Raw genomic sequence first — 18,260 nt, 5'->3', positions numbered from 1 at the left:
GGCTCCAGGGGGGTCAGGTGTCGGACCGGCCGACGCCGGCGATGGCGGGGACCGGGCAGGCCAGCTGGTTGCCCAGACGGGTGTCCAGCGCCCACAGCAGCAGGCCCATCGCCGCCAGCTGCAGCAGGGGTTGCACGGGTTCGAACCAGGTGATGGCGCCGGCGCTTCCCAGGGCGATGAGCACGAGCTTGTTGCAGACCGGGCAGCCGACCGCGAAGAAGGTGAGCACCCCGCCGACCATGCCGCGCCGGGCATCGGGGTCGACGGTCTCCGCCGCGGCTGTGCCGGTGTCGACGTAGGTGGCGGCGAGCAGGCCCGCCAGCACGGCGCTGACCGCCAGCGAGGGCCAGGACCACCACGTGGGCGGGATCTCCCGACCGAAGACGGGGTTCGGCACCAGATCGGTGGGGATGCCCACGGCGAGGACGTAGGCAGTGGTCGCGACGGCAGCGACCGACCAGCGCCGGGCGGGCCAGGACCGCATGCTGCGCCAGCGGTCGGCGGCGCTCATCGCCCCGCTCCAGCGGCCACGGGGAGCCCGGCGGCCCGCCACTCGAGCATGCCGTCCTCGAGGCGGACGGCGCTGCGCCCCTCGGCGGCGAGCAGGCGGACGGCGTCGTGGGCGAGCACGCAGTGGGCTCCCCGGCAGTAGGCGACGATCTCGACGTCGTCATCGACCTCGGCGAGGTGCTCGAGCAGGTCGCCGAAGGGGACGGACCGGGCGCCGGGGATGTGCCCGGCTTCGAACTCCTCGGGCGGGCGGACGTCGACCACCACCACGTCGCCTGCCTTCATGCGGCGACGGAGCTCCTTGCGGGTGATGAGCTCGACGTCGTCCAGCGCGCCGGTGCCGAAGTAGGTGGCGAGCGCTCGCTCGACGTCGGCCGAGTGGGTCCGGGCGACGGCGCCGAGCGATGCGTAGAGGGTGGCGACGTCGTCGCCGGCCAGGCGGTAGAAGACCCGGGTCCCCTCGGTGCGGGTGGCCACGACGTTGGCCAGCTTCAGGATCTGCAGGTGCGCCGAGGCGGTGGTGACGCCGAGGCCGACCTCGCGGGCGATCGAATCGACCGACCGCTCGCCCTGCCCGAGCAGGTCGATGATCTTGAGCCGGTTCGCGCTGGCGAAGGCCTTGCCGACCACCGCCAGGCGGTCGAACAGCTCGCTGCGTTGCTGGGCGTCGTCCATGGCATCCTCCAAAGTTCCTTGGAAGACGCTAGCGGAAGGTGGGTTCGCCGCCGGCGTCTGCCACGTAGGTTCGCCGGATGGCCGAAGAACCACCCCGCTACGAGCTGAGCCTCGCGGGCCTCGACGCGATGCTGGAGGCCGAGTTCCCCGGCACCGGGAACTCCTGCACCGAGCTCGGCCCCACGCACGCCGTGGCCCACCGGCAGGTGGACGCCGGCGCGATCCGCCCGGGCGGGTTCGTGTCCGGGCCCACGCAGTTCGGCCTCGCCGACGCCGCCCTCTGGTACCTGACCTTCGGTGCGATCGGGCGCATCGAGCCGATGGCCCTCACCTCCGAGCTGTCGATCCGGTTCCTGCGCCCGGCGCAGGGCTCGGTGCTGTGGGCCCGCGCCACCCTCGAGTCGGCAGGCAGCCGCAGCATCGTGGGCAGCGTGAAGGTCTGGTGCGACGACCGGGAGGACAAGCCCAGCTCCGTCGCACAGGGGACGTACGTCCTTCCGCGGTAGTTCATCCCCGTGCTGACGGACGTGGCGGCTCCGCCGCCACAGGGCCCGTGATCCTGGGTCGCCTCGCCTGACGGCTCGGCTCCGTACGTCCTTCCGCGGTAGTTCATCCCCGTGCTGCCGGACGTGGCGGCTCCGCCGCCACGGGGCCCGTGATCCTGGGTCGCCTCGCCTGACGGCTCGGCTCCGGCCGTCCTTCCCCGGTAGCCCGTCGTCAGAGCGGGGAGGTCCGGTACCGGCTGAGGAAGCGGTGCTCGGACTCGCTGTCGCCGACGAGCACGAGCTCGCCCTCGGCCGGCAGGGGCACGGTGGGATCGGGGTTCGGCTCGAACTGGCCGTCCGAGACGCGGGCGACGACGGTGCAGCCGGTCTCCTCCCGGATGTGGGCCTGGGTGAGCGGCTTGCCGGCCAGCTTCCGGGGGACGGGGACCCGGAACACGTCGAGGCCCTCGGCCAGCTGGAGGGTGTTGTCGGCGCTGAGCATGTTCCAGATGGCGTTGGCGCCGGTGGAGGCGTAGGAGAGCACGAAGTCGGCGCCGGCCCGGTGCAGCGTCGAGACGTTGCGGTCGAGTCGGGCCCTGGCGATGATCTGCGCGTCGGCCCGCAGGCGCCGGCAGTAGTTGGTGAGGTACACGTTGACGTCGTCGTCGTGGGTGGTGACCACGACCGACGGCGCATCGTCGATGCCAGCCCGCTTGAGCACGGCGATGTCGGCGGCGTCGCCCTCCACGTAGTCGGCGCCGTCCCGGATCCGATCGGGCTGCTTCTCCACGATGCGGTTCGGGATGCCCAGGTTCCGGAGGTGTTGGGCGACGGCTCGCCCGACCCGGCCGCCGCCGATGATGACGACCGGCGGGTCCTGGGACCGGTCGGCCTGGTCGTCGCTGGTGAAGCGGTCGTCGTAGCGCGCGAGCTGCTCCGCGGACCCGGCCAGCACGAGGATGCTCGTCTCGGTGAGCACGGTCGAGGGTCGTGCGATCAGCAGCTCGCCGCGGTCCCACACGCCGCCGACCGTGATCCCCGTCTCGTCCCGGATGCCCGAGCCGAGCAGCGGCTTGCCCACGAGCGCGGCCGGGGCGGCTGCCTCGGCGATCAGCAGCTCGTCGAAGCGCCCGACCACCTGGCTGCGACCGTCGGGGGCCAGCACGCGCCGGGCGAGCGCGGTCCCGAGCATCTCACCGAGGCGCAGGACCTCGTCGCACCCGGCCAGCTCCAGGATGTCGACCGACGCCTCGGCGTTGGCCGTCGCCACGATGCGGATCGACTCTGACCTCTCCCGCACCGTGAAGGCCACGTTGGTGTTCGTCGTGTCGGCCTGGGTCGTCGCCACCAGCGACGCGCGGTCGACGCCGGCGGCCTCGTACGTCGCGGGGTCGTCGAGCTCGCCGACCATCACGGTCAGCCCCTCGTCGTGGTGCTTCAGCGCCTCGTCCAGGTCGGCGACGAGGGTGACGTGCGGGATCCCGGCTCGGTCGAGCCTGGTCCGCAGCGCGGCTTCGATCGGCCCGGTGCTGGTGAGGATGACGTGGTCGCGCACGTCGTCGTCCACCCGCCGCGGCGCTCGGGCCCGCTGGGTCGACTCCATCCACGGCAGGAACACGAACTGGATGAAGGTGAACGGCAGCAGCACCAGGATGAACACCGACCCGGACAGCAGCACCACGACCGAGAACGTGCGGCCCAGGTCCGACTCGAAGGTGATGTCGCCGAAGCCGAGCGTCGACATCGTGACCAGGGTCCAGTAGATGGCGGTGATCCAGCTGTAGCGCTGACCCTCGTGCTCCATGATCTCGTGGAACAGCGCGCTGTACACCGCCACGATCACGGCGAGGAGCGCCAGCATCCAGCCGAGGATCTTTGCGCTGCGGCGGGCCTGGCTGGTGGCCAGGTAGCTGAGGATGAACCCGATGGACTTCACAACGGGCGGTGCTCCGGGCGCTGCGGCATCGACCGATCCTGTCAGCCCGACAGGAGCTGGTCGACGGGGGCGTGGTCGTCGGTGAGGACCTCGGCGCCGTCGACGTAGTCGGCCACGAACGCCTCGTCGCGCAGCACGCCGTCGTCGGGGTCGATGTCGAGGTCCGGGATCGGCCGATCCGATGCGACGATCACCTGGTTGCGGGACGCGTCCGGCGGCTCACCGCCGGGGAGGATCACCTGGACGTGGTCGAAGACCTGGCGGAGCGTCGCGAGCTCGGCCCGGGCGAACGCGCTGTCGCCGCCGTCGATGACGTTGAGCACGTAGATGCCGCCGTCGCGCAGGACCCGGTCCACCTCCTCGGCGAGCTCCACGGTCGTGAGGTGCCAGGGCACGGACAGGCCGCTGAACGCGTCCCCGACGACGAGGTCGTAGACGTCGTCGCCGAGCTCGGGGACGGCCATGCGCGCATCGCGCACCTCGACGGTGAGGTCCGGTCCGGTCTCGAGGCCGAGGTGCTCCTCGGCGATGTCCACGACGCCGGGGTCGATCTCGATGACGTGGGAGCTCGTCCCGGGCCGCACCGCTGCGAGGTGGGTCGGGATCGTGAAGCCGCCTCCGCCGATGTGGAGGGCGTCGACCGGACCGGGCGGGAGGGCGGCAGCGACGTCGGCGAAGAGGCGGATGTAGCGCAGCTCGAGGTTGGTGGGGTCGTCGAGGTCGACCCGGGCGTGGTGGAGGGTGTCGAGGTACAAGCTGCGGATGGACGGGTCGTCCTCGTCGACGACGACGGAGGCGCACGCGTAGCGGGTCTCGACGTCGCACTCGGGCGGGAACCCGTACACGGCGAGCCCGCTGATGACGAACACCACCGCGGTGGACGCCGCGGGCAGGCCGCGTCGCAGCGTCCACTCGAGGAGCAGGCCGCCGACCACCAGCAGCAGGCCGACGACGAACATGATCGTCCGGGTGCCGAGCAGGGCGACCAGCACGAACCCGGTCAGGAACGTGCCGGCGAGGCCGCCGAAGGTGCCCGCCGCCGAGAGCCCGCCGAACACCGACCCGGTCTCCTCCAGGGTCGAGAGCCGGAGCTTGGCCACGATCGGCGTGCTCGCGCTGAGCACGGCGGCCGGCAGGAAGAAGGCCATCGTGGCGAGCACGACGATGTCGAGGGGGTTCCCGTCGACCTCGGGGCCGATCGCCCGCACGATCGGCACCGCCACCCAGACCAGCGCACCGCCCACGAACAGGGACGGTCCGAGGAGCCGGCGAGGGTCGTGGCGGTCAGCGAGCCAGCCACCGACGCCGGCGCCGGTCGCGATGCCGGCGAGGATCACGCCGATGATCGCGGTGAAGGTCTCGAGCGACACGCCGACGTAGGGGGCCAGCAGCCGCCCGGCGGTGATCTCGACGATGAGGATCGCGGCCGACGTGGCGAAGACGACGGCGATGGCGAGGCGGCGACCCATCCGGCCATCTTGGCCGCGCCGCACCGCCGTCGGCCGATCACCGTGCGGACGGATGCGGAGCATCCGTCGACGAACGCGAAGCGTTCGCGGTCAGCCGAAGCGGGTGCCGGCCCGGCCGAAGTACTCGCCGCTGCTGGCCAGGAACTCCGCCAGGCGCAGGTCCTGGCCGTCGAGCAGCACGTCGGCCCAGTGGGCACGTCCCCGGGTGTCGGCGGGCCGGCCGAGGAGGGCGTCGTAGAGCCCGTCGACCCGGGTCAGGCGAGATTCCAGCGACTGGTAGAAGGCCAGCGACACGTCGTGGCGCGACTTCCCGGCGGCCAGCTGGTCCACCCAGTACTGCACCCCACCGGGTTCCGGGCTGCGCAGGAGCAGCTCGTCGTACAGGTCGGTGATCCAGGCGGCGTCGGTCCCACCGGCGAGCTGGTGGTACTCGGCGCTGCCGTAGAAGTCGGCGGCGACGCTGGCCGGGGTGCGCCCGGCCCGGATGACCGAGATCCAGTGGGCCGTGCCCTGGGCGTCACCGGCTCGGCCGAGCGTCGAGCGGTAGTAGCCCTCGACCAGGGTGCGCACCCACTCCTCGGAGCCGGCGAACCGGCGCACGATGGTGGCCGGGTTCGTGCCGGCGGCGAGGTCGGCGACCATGGTCGCCAGCTCGATGTCGGTGGCCCCACGTCCGAGGAAGTCCCGGGACAGCGCCTCGACGAAGGCCTGGCGGGCGACCGTGACCGGTGAGGTGCCGATCACCAGCGGCGCCGGCACGTGGGGCGCCACCTGCAGGGAGCGGTACGGGTTGATGACCTCGCCGGCGGGGTTGTGGATCTCGAAGTGGAGGTGAGAATCGGTCCACTCGGCGTTGCCGGAGTCGCCGGCGTAGGCGACGAGCTCGCCGGCCTTCACCGTGGCCCCGCGCTCGATGCCGGGGGCGAAGATCCACTCCTTGGGGTTGGCGCCGTCGTCGGTGCCGGGGGAGTCGTTGTTGATGTGGATGTACCAGTACTCCCAGCCGTCGGAGTCCCGGAGCATCAGGTAGTTGCCCTGGGAGCCGTCGGGGGTCGCCGTGTCCTTCAGCCAGGTGACGGTGGCGTCGCGGGCGGCCACGAGCGGGGTGAGCTTGGGCGTCATGATGTCGGTGCCCTCGTGCCCGCGGGAGCACCCCGAGCGGCACGCGCCGAAGGTGTCGCTGTAGGAGTGCGTGCCGGCGACGGGGAACACGATGTCTCGGACCGCGGTCTCAGCGTCGACGGCAACGGTGCCGGCGCCCGCCGGCGTGGCGCCCAGCGCGACCAGCCCGGTCAGCGCGGTGAGGGTGACCACCGCGGCGGCGATGGCCCTTCGGAGGGGTGACATGGACGTCCTCGATCCCAGCTGGTGCATGACCTGGTCCCATCGGTCGCCCGAGGGGCCGGGTTGAGGATGTCGGGCCGATGGTCCTACCGGTTCGTGACCTTCTGTCCGGTTCGGACGGGTTCCGTTCAGCCGAGGTCGGCGCGCTGCTGGGCGAGCTGGTGGTACTCGGGGCTCACGGCGAGCACGACGGCCAGCTCGATGTCGCGACCGTCGAGGAGCCGCTCGGCCCAGTGGGCGAGTCCACCGGGGTCCGGCGTCCGGTCGAGGAGGGCGTCGTAGAGCCCGACGACGCGGGTCTGGCGGGACTCGGCCGACGCGTAGAACGTCGACGCGATCGTGGACAGGTCCACCCCGTCGTCAGCCTTGCCGGCCCAGTGGGCGAGGCCATCGGCATCGGGCTCGCGCTGCACGATCTCCAGGTAGAGGTCGCGGACCCAGGCCTCGCTGTCGCCGGAGGCGGCGAAGTACTCGGCGCTGCCGTAGAAGTGTGAGGCGACCTCGGCGGGCGTCATGCCGTCGGCGATGGCGTCGATCCAGTGGCGCAGGCCATCGGCGTCGGGCTGGCGCTCGAGGGTGGACTCGTAGAAGCCCGTCACCAGCGCGGAGACCCACTCGTCGGAGCTGGCGTAGGCGTCGACGACCGAGGCGCGGGACTCGCCGCGGGCCATGGCGCCGGCGTGGCGGGCGACCTCGTCGTCGGTGGCCGGCCGGTCGAGGAAGTCCACCGAGAGGGCGCGGACGAAGCGCTCGTGCTCGGGGGAGGTGACGTACTGCGGGGAGGCCTCGCCCTGCTCGGCCGCCTGCAGGGAGCGGTAGGGGTTGATCGTCGACCCGTCGGGCTTGTGGATCTCGAAGTGCAGGTGCGAGCCGCTGTGCTCGGCGTTGCCGGAGTCGCCGGCGTAGGCGACGAGCTCGCCGGCCTCCACGGTGGCGCCGCGCTCGATGCCGGGGGCGAAGATCCACTCTTCGGGGTTGGCGCCGTCGTCGGTGCCGGGGGAGTCGTTGTTGATGTGGATGTACCAGTACTCCCAGCCCTCGGCGTCCACCAGCATCAGGTAGTTGCCCTGGGAGCCGTCGGGCGTGGCGGTGTCCTTCAGCCAGGTGACGGTGGCGTCGGTGGCCGCGACCAGCGGCGTCAGCTTCGGGGTCATGATGTCGGTGCCGGCGTGGGCGCGGGAGCAGCCCGAGCGGCACGCGCCGTAGGTGTCGGTGTAGCGGTAGTCGCCGTCGACGGGGAACACGATGTCCCGGACCGCGGTCTCGGCATCGGGCGCTGACGAGGCGGAGGCCGGGGTCGAGGCCAGGCCGGTGACGGCGAGGAGGGCGAGGATCGCGACGGCGGCGCGACGGAAAGCGGTGGACACGAGCGTCTCCCGGGCAGGGTGCGGGCGCCGGCGGTGCCGGGCGCATGGGTGCGGCTGCTCCGGGGAGTGTGACACATCATGACGAACGCGTTGCGAATCCATCGCGAATCCGTGTCGGCGATCCGCCCGTCCGGCAGCGGCGCAGGGGACCTACGATGCCGCCGTGCTCCTGACCTCGACGACGACGGACCCGGCGGCCTTCGCCGCCGCCACCGGCTGGGCCGTGAAGCCCGAGGGGGCGTGCCGAGCGGACATGTGCGTGCCCCTGCCCGACGACGTCCACGTCGACGGCGGCCTCGACGTCACCGTGCTGGCCGACCGCCTGGGCATGCCGGTGCTGCGCGACGACGACCACGGCCTGGTGGCGCTCGGACCCGCCACCGTCGTCGGACGGGCCCTCGAGACCGCCGAGGCGCCCGAGCTCGAGCTGCCTGACGCCGACGGCAACCCGTTCCGCCTGTCCTCGCTGCACGGCAAGAAGGTGCTGCTGGTCGCCTGGGCGTCGTGGTGAGGCTGCCGCGATGACCTGCCCGTGTGGCAGGCACTGCGCACCGAGCTGGCGCCCCCGGGCGTCGAGGTCGTCACCGTGGCGCTGGACACCGGCGGGATAGACGCCGCCGGTCCCTTCATCGCCGCGGCCTCACCCGAGCACCCGTCGCTGATCGACGAGGCCCACGTCTCGGCCGAGCGCTTCGGCTTCGTCAACGTGCCCAACGCCGTGTGGATCGACGAGGCCGGCATGGTCGTGCGCCCGTCGCACCCCGCGCACGTGAAGGTGTCCAACCTCCGCCAGATCGAGGTCACGCCTGACATGGGCTACCTCGGCGAGATGCTCACCGAGCTGCAGAAGTTCAACGTCGACGCCGCCACCTACCTGGAGGCGATGCGCGACTGGGTCGAGCACGGTGCCGACAGCCGGTGGGCCCTGTCGCCCGACCAGGTGGTGGAGGCATCCCGCCCCCGCCCCCGGGAGCACGCCGAGGCGGCCGCCGCGTTCGAGCTCGGCCAGCACCTGCATCGGGCCGGGCACCCCGACGACGCGGTGGCCTGGTTCAAGCGGGCCCACGAGCTGCACCCGGAGAACTGGACCTACAAGCGCCAGGCGTGGACCTTCGTGACCACGCCCGAGGGTCAGCCGAGCGACCTGATCCAGGCCGACAACGACGTGTACGGCACGTCCTGGCTGGACGAGGTGCGCCGCCTCGGCCCCGAGACGTACTACGAGCCCTTCGGTTCCTGAAGAGACGCCGCCTGGTCGGGGAAGACCCGGGCCACCTTGTCGCTGAGGTACTCGCCGTAGGTGCCGTCCCAGTCGAACACGGACCGACCGTCCCAGCGCGGCGGCGGTGCTGCGCCGGTGTCGCCGAACCCGGGGACGGGCACGATGCGCGCGTCCCACGACGGATCGAGGAAGAAGGGGAACGACAGGCGTCCTCGTGGCGGTCGGCGCACCCGGTGCGGGGTCGAGCGGTAGACCCCGCCCGTCACCCGCTCGAGCATGTCGCCGAGGTTGCAGACGAAGGAGTCCGGGACGGGTGGCGCCTCGATCCAGCCGCTCGGCGTGCGCACCTCGAGGCCGCCGACGTCGTCCTGGGCGAGGAGGGTGAGCAGCCCGTAGTCGGTGTGCTCCTGGACCCCCCAGGTCGCCTCCGGCACCGCTCCGGCCGGGGGGTAGTGGAAGATGCGGAACAGGATCGTGGGATCGGCCGTGAGGTGGCGGCGGAACCAGTCCCGCTCCAGCCCGAGGCCGAGGGCGACGAGCTCGAGCACCTCCTGGCCGAGCTCGGTGAGGCGGTCGAGCAGCTCGAGCACGAGCGGGGCCAGCTCGTCGGGTTCGTCGGGGAACAGGTTGGGGCCGTGCAGCGGCGTGCCGGCGCGGGCGCGGGGGTGGTCGGGGCCGTCCTCCCTGCCGAAGTAGATGCCCTCCTTGCCGTCGGGCACGCCTCCGGTGAGCTCGCCGCCGGGCGGGAACCAGCCCCGCCACGCCGCGCCGGCGCGCGCCATGGCGATGGCGGCCTTCTCGGCGGCGGGGCGGGCGAAGAAGTCGCGGGCGGCCCGGTCGAGGGCCGTCAGCAGCCCGGGGTCGATGCCGTGGCCGGTGACGACGAAGAACCCGTGCTCGCGGCAGGCGGCATCGATGGCGGCAGCGGCCTCCGTGGCGTCGCCGCCGGCGAGGGCGCCGCCGCAGTCGATGACGGGGATGCCGGGCATCGCCCGAGTCTTCCCGATCGGGGCCGGTTGGGGTCGTGTCGGCGCCGGTCCTACCCTCGCCCGGTGGAGTCGAGTCCGGGCACCGGCGAGCTGCGCGCCATCGAGGCCGAGGTGCGGTCCCACCCGCACGGGCGCGTGCCCCGCGAGCTGCGCCGGCGCCAGCTCCTGGCCGTGGCGGAGGAGCTCTTCGTGGCGCAGGGCTACGCCGCCACCTCGATGGACGACGTCGCCGCCGGCGCCGGCGTGACCAAGCCGATCGTCTACGAGCTGGTCGGCTCCAAGCACGAGGTCTTCGAGGCGTGCATGGCCCGGGCCGCCGATGCCCTCGCCGCCCGGGTCGCGCAGGCCGTGCTCGATGCCGGCGACGGCGACGCCACCCGGCTTCGGGCCGGCGCGCTCGCCTGGTTCGAGTTCATCGGCGAGCGGCGTGCGCTGTGGGACGCGCTGCTGGCATCCGACGATGCCCCCGCCTCGGCGGCCATCGAGGCGATCCGTGCCCGCCAGGACGGCTTCGTCGCCGCCCAGCTCGCGGCCACCGCGCAGGCCGGCGGTGCGACGGTGGAGCCCGAGCTGGTCGAGGCCGTGGCCACCGCGATGAACGGTGCGTTCGAGGCCCTCGGTCGGTGGTGGAGCCGGCACCCCGATCGCCCCGCTGCCGAGCTCGCCGACCTGTACACCGCCCTGGTGCTGCCCGGCCTGGAGGGGCTGCTCGGTTGGTCCCCGTAGCCCGGCAGCGGGCAACGCGTGTTACCAGGACCGCCGGTGATGGTAGGAAGAACCACCTATGAAGCTCTCCATGACCCTCAACTACTCGGGTGACCCGGTGCAGGCCGCCGCCACCGCCGCCGACTACGAGAAGGCCGGCGTCGACATGATCTGGGTGGCCGAGCTGTACAGCTTCGACGCCGTCAGCATCCTGGGCTACCTCGCCGCCAAGACCGAGACCATGGAGCTGGCGTCGGGAATCTTCCCGATCTACTCCCGCACCCCGGCGCTCACCGCCTCCACTGCCGCCGGCCTCGACGCCGTGTCCCAGGGCCGCTTCGTGCTCGGCCTCGGCGCCTCCGGCCCCCAGGTCATCGAGGGCTGGCACGGGGTCAAGTACGACAAGCCCCTCACCCGCACCCGCGAGCTCATCGACATCTGCCGCATCGTCTGGCGGCGCGAGCGCCTCGAGTACCAGGGCGAGGCCTACACGCTGCCGCTCCCGGCCGACCAGGGCTCCGGCCTCGGCAAGCCGCTCAAGCTGATCAACCGCCCCGTGCGCGAGAACATCCCGATCTGGGTGGCCAGCCTCGGGCACAAGAACGTGTCGATGACCGCCGAGCTCGCCGACGGCTGGCTGCCGGTGTTCTTCCACCCCGACAAGGCCCGCGACGTGTGGGGCGACGACCTCGACGACGGGTTCGCCAAGCGCAGCAGCGACCTCGGCCCGCTCCAGATCGCCGCCGGGGGCACCGTGGCCATCACCGATGACAAGTCCGTGGCCGACGGCATCCGCGACTTCGCCCGCCCGATGACCGCGCTCTACGTCGGCGGCATGGGCGCCAAGGGCAAGAACTTCTACAACAACATCTTCAAGCGCTACGGCTACGAGGAGGAGGCGGAGAAGATCCAGGACCTCTACCTCGACGGCAAGAAGGACGAGGCCGCCGCGCTGGTGCCCGACGACTTCCTCGACGCCACCGCCATGGTCGGCGACGAGGGCTGGGTCAAGGAGCGCATCCAGGCCTACAAGGCCGCCGGCGTCACCCACCTGCAGATCACCCCGGTCGGGGACAAGCCCCTGGAGATCATCGAGAAGGTGAAGGCCTGGGCCGAGTAGCCCGCCGGGCTGCCATCTCGGCGGCCAGCTCGTCGGCATCCCACTCGCTGCCGGCCACCCACCCCGACACCGATGTCACGCCGAGCACCGCCAGGCGCGGGAGCTCGGCGGCGTCGTCCACCTGCGCGATGCAGGGCACGCCGAGGGTGGTGGCCAGGCGGGTGGCCAGGGTGATCGCCTTCGGGTTGTCCGCCACGTCCTGCACCAGCGACGGGTCGAGCTCGACGGCGGCGAGGGGCAGTGAGGCGAGCAGGCCGAGGGGGAGTCCCCGGCGCCCGTGCCCGCTGAGCACGAGCCGGAGCCCGTCCCGGCCGAGCACGTCGATGACCTCCTGGCCCATGGTCGTGATGTCCAGGACGCTGTGCGCGTCGACCCGTAGGAGGATCTCGGCGTCAGGGGCGAGGTCCCGCAGGGCGCGGAGGCGGCCGACGACGTCTTCGTCGCGGAGCTGGGACGTGGCCAGGGTGATGTGGATCGGGACATCGGGGTGCGCGCCAGCCGCCGCCCGGAGGGCGTGCCGGGTCGCTGCCCACCAGATGAGGTCGGCGTAGCCGGTGACGAGAGCCTCCTCGGCGAAGCTCCGGGCCGGCAGGCGGCCGAGCTCCGGGTGCTCCCAGCGGGCCAGCACCTGGAGGGCGCACAGCTCCTGCGTGCTGATGTCGACCACCGGCTCGAACGCGGCGACGACCTGGCCCTCGGCGAGGGCGCGGGCGAGCTGGTCGCCCATGTCCTCGGCGTGACCGAGGATGCCGGGTCGGTCGCCGCCCGCGACCCGGACGCAGTTCCCGCCGCTGCGCTTGGCCCGGTACATGCCCCGGTCGGCGGCGGCGAGCAGCGCGTCGGGTTCGACGGTCGCGCCCGGCTGGGACAGGGTCAGCCCGATGCTGGCGGTGACGCGGATCCGGTGGTCGCCGACCATGTAGTCGAGCATCCCGATCTGGTCCCGGATGCGCTCGGCGACGGCCATGGCCGCCGACCGCTCCTCGGGCGGGTGCACGATCACGACGAACTCGTCCCCGCCCAGCCGGGCCACGGTGTCGGCGGGCCGCACCGCGGACTGGATCCGGGCCGTCACCTGCTGGAGGAGGCGGTCGCCCACCGCGTGGCCGTACTCGTCGTTGACCGCCTTGAACCCGTCGAGGTCGAGGGTCAGGACGGCCACCGGTGAGCCGAGCCGGGTGGCGATGGACACGGCGACGTCGAGGCGGTCGAGGAGGAGCATCCGGTTGGCGAGACCGGTGAGCGGATCGTGCGATGCCTGGTGCGACAGCTCTGCCTCCCGCTCGTGCTGGGAGGTGACGTCCACGGCCAGGGCGCCGATCCAGCGGACCTCGCCGTCGGCCCCGACATCACCGGTGAGCACCACGTCGACGACGCCCTCGGACCCGTCGGCGCGCCGCACCGGGAGCTCGCCGGTCCAGACCCCGTCACGCACCAGCGCAGGTCGGATGCTGGCGTAGTAGCGGTCGAACACGGCCTCGGTGAAGAGGTCCGCGGTGGTCAGGTGCTGGCCGGGCTGCGCACCGACGAAGCGCCTTCCGGCCGCGTTCAGCCACAGCACCTCGCCCGTCCCGTCGGTCAGGCCGACCAGGTGCGGCATCCGCCGCACGAGCTCCAGGACGCGCGTCGCCAGGTGCAGGTCGAGCTCGACGGCGTCCGGTGGTGGTGTGGGCAAAGGGTGCGTTGGGCAGGGAGGCCAATGGTCGGTGTGTGGCCGGTGCTCTACCCAGGGTGACGCCTGCTCGGACCTCCCGGCTACGGTCGATTCCGCCCGGACGGGAGGGGACGGCAGTGGACGAAGGTACGAGCAGCCCAACGGGGCCGACCGGCGCGCCGGCCGGTCCCTACGATCGCCTCGGCGTGCTGGCCCGCCAGCAGGTCGAGGTCGCCGACGGGTTCCGCCACGTAGAGCTGTTCACCATGCAGGGCCTGCTCACCGTGCTCTGGCACGGCCCGGTCGAGGCCGACCGGGCCGTGATCATGCTCGGCGGCGCCATGGGCGGCCTGCTCGGCCCCGCCGACGGCCTCTACCACGACGTCGGCGTCGCCCTCGCCGAGCAGGGGATCGCCACCTTCCGCGTCTCCTACCGCACGCCCAACGACTTCGGTCGCTGCGTGCACGACGCCCTCGCCGTCGCCGACGTCGCCGCCCGCCAGGGTGCCCGCCGCTTCGTCACGGTGGGCCACTCCTTCGGCGGGGCCGTCGCCGTGCAGCTCGGCATGGCCCTCGGCGACCACGCCGGCGGGGTCGTCACCCTGGCGACGCAGTCCGCCGGGTGCGAGGACGCCGAGGGGCTCGCCGACACCCCGATGCTGCTGGTGCACGGCGACCGGGACGAGATCCTGCCGGCCTTCGCCAGCGAGGTCGTGCACGCGCTCGCCGGCGGCCACGGCGAGCTGGTGATCCTCCCCGGCGCCGGCCACCTCCTGGCCGAAGCCGGCGACGAGCTCCGCGCCAGGCTCACCGACTGGATCCCCACCCACCTCGCCTGAGACTGGGGACGGGACCCGCTCCAGTGCGGGCCGTCCGGAGGAAACTGGCAGCAGCCACGGAACACGAAGCCCGTGTGTTCCGTGTCCGCTGCCAGTTCCTAGAGCACTCGCCGGAGGGACGGTCCGATCAGGACGGTCGCCAGCGCGGTGACGGCGGCGGCGAACAGGAACGGCGCCTGCACGCCGATGCCGTCGCTGATCGCGCCGCCGAGGAGCGCCCCGACCGTGGCCGCGGTCCACAGCAGCGAGCGGATGGTGCCCTGGGCCCGGCCGAGGAGCCGGCCGGGGACGCTGCGCTGGCGGGCGGCGATCACGATGATGCGGCCGGTGACCACGGCGGCGAAGGACAGGGCGAAGCCCACCGTGACCACGGGCAGGGAGGGCACGGCCATCAGCAGGAAGGCCACGACGGTGAGGGCGAGCGAGGCGAGCAGGACGTGGAAGGGCTGTCGGCGCTTGACCAGGCGCTTGACGCTGCGGGCGCCGGCCAGGCCGCCGAGGGAGCCGATGCTGAGGAAGATGCCGTAGCCGGTGGGGCTCAGGTCGAGGCGCTCGGTCAGGTAGATGACGATCGGGGCGATCGCCGCGATGCTCCCGAGCTGCAGCAGCACGATGAGGGCGCCGGTGCTCCGCAGCACCGGGTTGGTCCAGGACGTCCTCGCCCCCTCCCGCAGGTCGGCCCACCAGGTGCTCGCCGGCGGGTCGTGGGTGTGGGACTCGTCCACGTCGACGGTGCGCACGAGCGCGCCGGCGGCGAGGAACGACGCGGCGTCGACGACGAAGGGCAACGAGCTCGACAGCGCGGTGAGCGTGCCGCCGATCGACGGGCCGACGAGGTCGTTGGCCACCAGCTCGGCGGTCTCGAGCTCGCCGTTGGCCTCCTCGAGGCGGTCGTCGTCGACCAGGTCGGGGAGCAGGGCCGGGCTGGCGGAGTCGGCGACGGCTTCACCGCACCCGAGCAGGAAGGCGGCACCGACGAGCACGCCGACCGTCGTGGCGTCCAGCAGGATCACCGCTGCGAGCCCGGCCATGACCACGAAGCGGAAGAGGTGCGCGGAGACGATGAGCGGCACCCGTCGCCGGCGGTCCGCCATCGTGCCCGCGGGCAGGCCGAGCACGGCGAAGGGCAGCGTGCCGGCGGCGGCGACCACCGCGACGGTCGTGGCCGAGCCGTCGAGCCCGGCGGCGATCAGGGGCAGGGCGGCGTTGCGCACGCCGTCGCCGAAGTTCGACGCCCACGCCGCTGCCCGCAACCGCTGGAAGGGCGCGGGGAGCTTCGGATCGATCCGCAGGTGGGCTCCCATTCTCGGATGATCTTCCCACAGGAGACGTGGTGATCCGGACACGCTGCGAGGCCGGTTTGCGGACCACCGGGGTCGCGGGAGAAACTCGGGATCGCCCGCGATTCCCCCTCGGAGGACCTCATGACCACCGTGACCATCGCCGGCCAAGAGCTGCACGTGGTCGACCGTGGCAACGGTGACCCGGTCGTGTTCCTCCACGCCTTCCCGTTCAACGCGGCGATGTGGGAGTACCAGTACGCGGCGCTCGAGGCCGACCACCGAGTCATCGGCATCGACCTGCCCGGCTTCGGCAGCAGCCCGGCACCGACCGACCCCAAGGCCACCACCATGGACCGGTGGGCCGATCTGGTTGCCGGCGTGCTCGACGAGCTCGGCCTGGAGCAGCCACCGATCGTCGCGGCATCGATGGGCGGCTACCTCGTGTTCGCCCTCGTCCGGCGCCACCTCGACAAGCTCGGCCCGCTGGTGCTCGTGGCGACCCGTCCCAAGTCCGACGACGTCGACACCTGGGAGAAGCGCACGGCCCAGCAGCAGGCCCTCGAGGGCGGCGAGGACCTCGCCACCCTGGCCAAGGGCATGGTGGACAACCTCCTGTCGCAGGGCTCCCTCGAGCGGTCCGAGCTGGTCGAGTACGTGCTGGCGCTGATGCAGCACAACCTGCCCGAGGGCTGGATCGCCGCGCTCGAGGCGATGAAGAACCGCCCCGACGCGATGGGTGCGCTGCGCGGCATGCCCCGCAAGACCCTGGTGATCGCCGGTGAGCTCGACCGCATCACCCCGCTGGCCGAGTCCACCCTCATCACCCGCCTCGTCGCCGACGGCGAGCTGACCGTCATCAAGGACAGCTCGCACCTGCCGAACCTCGAGAACCCGGTGGAGTTCAACGAGGTGCTGAAGCGCTTCCTCGACTCCCTCGCCGCCGGCGAGCCCGAGGCTGAGGGCGACTCGGATGCCGGCGAGGCCGAGCCCACCGAGGCGACCGAAGCCGAGTAGCTACAGCTCGCCCCGCATCGCCCGGTAGCGGCGGAGCAGGGCGGTGGTGCTGGAGTCGTGGTCGCCGTCGGTCCCGTCGGCGATCTCCGACGCGATCGTGGTGGCCAGCTGCTTGCCGAGCTCCACGCCCCACTGGTCGAAGCTGTTGATGCCCCACAGGAAGCCCTGCGCCGCGACCTTGTGCTCGTAGAGCGCGACCAGCTGGCCGAGCACCGACGGCGTCAGCCGAGGCGCGAGGATCGTGGTCGAGGGCACGTTGCCGGGGAACGTGCGGTGGGGCACGAGCGACGGGGCCACGCCGCTGGCTTCCACCTCCTCGGCGGTGCGGCCGAAGGCGAGGGCCTCGGCCTGGGCGAGCATGTTCGCCGTGAGCAGGTCGTGGTGCTCCGACACCAGCGACTGGTCGGTCGGCTCCGCGAAGCCGATGAGGTCGCAGGGCACCATCGACGTGCCCTGGTGGAGCAGCTGGTAGAAGGCGTGCTGGCCGTTGGTGCCGGGCTCGCCCCAGACGATGGAGCCGGTGTGGTGGTCGACCGGCTGGCCGTCGACGGTGACGCGCTTGCCGTTGGACTCCATCTCCAGCTGCTGCAGGTAGGCGGGGAAGCGGGCGAGCACGTCGCTGTACGGCAGCACCGCCTGGGTGGAGGCACCGAGGAAGTTGCGGTACCAGAGGTTGAGCAGCGCCATGAGCACCGAGGCGTTCTCGGCGAGCGGTGCTTCACGGACGTGGTCGTCGATGCGGCGGAAGCCCTCGAGCAGCTCGCCGAAGGCGGTCGGGCCGATGCCGATCATCAGCGACAGCCCGATGGCCGAGTCGAGCGAGTAGCGGCCCCCGACCCAGTCCCAGAACCCGAACATGTTCTCGGTGTCGATGCCGAACGCCGAGACCGCCTCGGCGTTGGTGGACAGCGCGACGAAGTGGCGCTCCACCTGCGTCTCTGACCCGAGGCGCTCGTGGAGCCAGGCCTTGGCGTGGCGGGCGTTGGTGAGGGTCTCCAGGGTCGTGAACGACTTCGAGGCGACGATGAACAGCGTCGTCTCCGGGTCGACGTGGCGCAGCGCCCAGACCAGGTCGTCGCCGTCGACGTTGGAGACGAAGCGGAGGTCGAGGTCGTCGCGCACCCAGTTGCGCAGGGCCGTGGCAGCCATGGCCGGCCCGAGGTCGGAGCCGCCGATCCCGATGTTCACGACGTGGCGGATCGGCCGGCCGGTGGAACCGGTCCACTCGCCGGAGCGGACGCGGGAGGCGAAGGCGGAGAGGCGGTCGAGCACCTCGTGCACCTGGGTCACCACGTCGACGCCGTCGACCTCGAGGCGGTCGTCGCGACGCCGGCGCAGGGCGGTGTGCAGCGCCGGGCGGTCCTCGGTGGTGTTGACGTGCTCGCCGGTGAAGAGCGCGTGGAGGCGGCCGGCGACGTCGCGCTCCTCGGCGAGGCGGACGAGCAGCTCGAGGGTCTCGGTGGTGGCCCGGTGCTTGGCGAAGTCGACGTGGAGGTCGCCGGCCTGGACCACCATGCGCTCCCCGCGGTCGGGGTCGTCGGCGAAGATCTCCCGCAGGTGCAGCTCGGCCATCCGGGGCTGGTGGGAGGCGAGCGCCTGCCAGGCCGAGGTGCTGGTGAGCGGGCTGCGCGTCGGGGTGTCGGCCATG

The 18,260-nt window shown here is 72.4% G+C and carries 16 protein-coding genes; 6 read left to right on the top strand and 10 right to left on the bottom strand.

The window, feature by feature from the left end:
* Window positions 1-13: 13 nt before the first annotated feature.
* Window positions 14-511 (bottom strand): hypothetical protein, encoded by a 498-nt coding sequence (locus RGQ06_RS19325; protein ID WP_432428018.1) that lies wholly within the window; start codon window positions 509-511, stop codon window positions 14-16.
* Window positions 508-1,185 carry a metalloregulator ArsR/SmtB family transcription factor gene (locus RGQ06_RS19320; RefSeq protein ID WP_432428017.1) on the bottom strand — a complete coding sequence of 226 codons (678 nt, stop codon included), beginning with the start codon at window positions 1,183-1,185 and terminating at the stop codon, window positions 508-510. Before RGQ06_RS19320 ends, RGQ06_RS19325 begins: the two co-directional genes overlap by 4 nt.
* A gap of 77 nt (window positions 1,186-1,262) precedes the next feature.
* On the opposite strand from RGQ06_RS19320, the gene RGQ06_RS19315 reads away from it, so the two are divergent.
* Window positions 1,263-1,691 (top strand): PaaI family thioesterase, encoded by a 429-nt coding sequence (locus RGQ06_RS19315; protein ID WP_432428016.1) that lies wholly within the window; start codon window positions 1,263-1,265, stop codon window positions 1,689-1,691.
* Between the two features lie 211 nt (window positions 1,692-1,902).
* Here RGQ06_RS19315 and RGQ06_RS19310 read toward each other — a convergent pair whose 3' ends face one another.
* The 4 genes from RGQ06_RS19310 to RGQ06_RS19295 form a co-directional block, all read right to left on the bottom strand.
* Complete coding sequence (locus RGQ06_RS19310) at window positions 1,903-3,606, bottom strand: potassium channel family protein (protein WP_432428015.1); 1,704 nt, start codon at window positions 3,604-3,606, stop codon at window positions 1,903-1,905.
* Window positions 3,607-3,647: 41 nt separating this feature from the next.
* Window positions 3,648-5,075, bottom strand: coding sequence for a fused MFS/spermidine synthase (locus tag RGQ06_RS19305; protein ID WP_432428014.1), 1,428 nt, complete (start codon window positions 5,073-5,075; stop codon window positions 3,648-3,650).
* A gap of 90 nt (window positions 5,076-5,165) precedes the next feature.
* Complete coding sequence (locus RGQ06_RS19300) at window positions 5,166-6,422, bottom strand: DUF4214 domain-containing protein (protein ID WP_432428013.1); 1,257 nt, start codon at window positions 6,420-6,422, stop codon at window positions 5,166-5,168.
* A gap of 125 nt (window positions 6,423-6,547) precedes the next feature.
* Complete coding sequence (locus RGQ06_RS19295) at window positions 6,548-7,786, bottom strand: DUF4214 domain-containing protein (protein WP_432428012.1); 1,239 nt, start codon at window positions 7,784-7,786, stop codon at window positions 6,548-6,550.
* Window positions 7,787-7,949: 163 nt separating this feature from the next.
* Between RGQ06_RS19295 and RGQ06_RS19290 the strand changes: the two genes are divergently transcribed.
* Window positions 7,950-9,026, top strand: a complete 1,077-nt coding sequence (locus RGQ06_RS19290; protein ID WP_432428011.1) for a ResA-like WAxxUGC motif-containing protein — start codon at window positions 7,950-7,952, stop codon at window positions 9,024-9,026.
* Here the strand turns inward: RGQ06_RS19290 and RGQ06_RS19285 are convergent.
* Window positions 9,005-9,997 (bottom strand): isopenicillin N synthase family dioxygenase, encoded by a 993-nt coding sequence (locus RGQ06_RS19285; protein ID WP_432428010.1) that lies wholly within the window; start codon window positions 9,995-9,997, stop codon window positions 9,005-9,007. The two genes, RGQ06_RS19290 and RGQ06_RS19285, sit on opposite strands and share 22 nt — an antisense overlap.
* 63 nt (window positions 9,998-10,060) lie before the next feature.
* Here RGQ06_RS19285 and RGQ06_RS19280 point away from each other — a divergent pair, with 63 nt between their 5' ends.
* Together RGQ06_RS19280 and RGQ06_RS19275 are read left to right on the top strand one after the other, a co-directional pair.
* A complete protein-coding gene (locus tag RGQ06_RS19280; protein ID WP_432428009.1) occupies window positions 10,061-10,723 on the top strand; it encodes a TetR/AcrR family transcriptional regulator in 663 nt (220 codons plus the stop codon).
* Between the two features lie 58 nt (window positions 10,724-10,781).
* A complete protein-coding gene (locus RGQ06_RS19275) occupies window positions 10,782-11,822 on the top strand; it encodes an LLM class F420-dependent oxidoreductase (RefSeq protein ID WP_432428008.1) in 1,041 nt (346 codons plus the stop codon).
* On the opposite strand, the gene RGQ06_RS19270 is transcribed toward RGQ06_RS19275, so the two are convergent.
* Entirely contained in the window at window positions 11,791-13,497 is a 1,707-nt protein-coding gene (locus RGQ06_RS19270; RefSeq protein ID WP_432428007.1) for a diguanylate cyclase, read from the bottom strand. The two genes, RGQ06_RS19275 and RGQ06_RS19270, sit on opposite strands and share 32 nt — an antisense overlap.
* A gap of 185 nt (window positions 13,498-13,682) precedes the next feature.
* Here RGQ06_RS19270 and RGQ06_RS19265 point away from each other — a divergent pair, with 185 nt between their 5' ends.
* Entirely contained in the window at window positions 13,683-14,315 is a 633-nt protein-coding gene (locus tag RGQ06_RS19265; RefSeq protein WP_432428006.1) for an alpha/beta hydrolase, read from the top strand.
* Between the two features lie 98 nt (window positions 14,316-14,413).
* Here the strand turns inward: RGQ06_RS19265 and RGQ06_RS19260 are convergent, their stop codons facing one another.
* Window positions 14,414-15,619 carry an MFS transporter gene (locus tag RGQ06_RS19260; RefSeq protein WP_432428005.1) on the bottom strand — a complete coding sequence of 402 codons (1,206 nt, stop codon included), beginning with the start codon at window positions 15,617-15,619 and terminating at the stop codon, window positions 14,414-14,416.
* A gap of 120 nt (window positions 15,620-15,739) precedes the next feature.
* Between RGQ06_RS19260 and RGQ06_RS19255 the strand changes: the two genes are divergently transcribed.
* The gene (locus RGQ06_RS19255) at window positions 15,740-16,612 is read left to right on the top strand and encodes an alpha/beta fold hydrolase (RefSeq protein WP_432428004.1); all 873 of its coding nucleotides are present in this window, start codon (window positions 15,740-15,742) and stop codon (window positions 16,610-16,612) included.
* Here the strand turns inward: RGQ06_RS19255 and pgi are convergent, their stop codons facing one another.
* Window positions 16,613-18,259 (bottom strand): glucose-6-phosphate isomerase, encoded by a 1,647-nt coding sequence (gene pgi / locus RGQ06_RS19250; protein ID WP_432428003.1) that lies wholly within the window; start codon window positions 18,257-18,259, stop codon window positions 16,613-16,615. It abuts the gene before it with no gap.
* Between the last annotated feature and the right edge of the window lies 1 nt (window position 18,260).

The sequence above is a fragment of the Salinilacustrithrix flava genome, assembly GCF_041228405.1.
GTDB lineage: Bacteria > Actinomycetota > Acidimicrobiia > Acidimicrobiales > Salinilacustritrichaceae > Salinilacustrithrix > Salinilacustrithrix flava.
This window is presented reverse-complemented; position numbering and strand designations above follow the sequence as displayed.